At 59.6% G+C, this 423-nt stretch carries 1 pseudogene; it reads left to right on the forward strand.

Annotation, left to right across the window (positions count from 1 at the left end):
* Nucleotides 1-224: 224 nt before the first annotated feature.
* Nucleotides 225-423 (forward strand): annotated as a pseudogene (locus ACM5SV_RS36630) (hypothetical protein); the annotation flags it as partial.

Consider the following 423-nt stretch of genomic DNA (forward strand, 5'->3'; position numbering starts at 1 on the left):
TTGTCAAAGCTGAATAGCGCTGCGACTTCGCCAGCCAGTTAGAAACGCGACACTAGCACCGTCGGTCAGCCCCCGATCCGGCCGGCTGGGCCGGGTTGAAAGGGCGGAGCGGGGGCGGGTGATGACACTTCCTTCGGCTTTAGCTTTCTCACTGGCAATTGTTCTTTTGTCGCTCGATACTCGCTGGCACTTGCATGGCGCAGGATGGGGATCAAAGCCGCACGATGCTTCCGGAAATCAACCTGCAGGGGCACGTCGATGTCGCCGCGCTGTCACCACTTCTTCGCGGCATGCTTCTTTCGGTTGCCTATGCTGACGGTGAGGGTGGCATAGGATTGACTGCGACCGGCGCCATGAACCGCAAGTTCGTGCATTGGGCCGCTGTGCACTTCCTCTGGCCAAGCTTCACAGCCGAAGACCTCT

It is taken from the genome of Rhizobium sp. CRRU65 (assembly GCF_048551595.1).
Classification (GTDB): Bacteria; Pseudomonadota; Alphaproteobacteria; order Rhizobiales; family Rhizobiaceae; genus Rhizobium; species Rhizobium leguminosarum_J.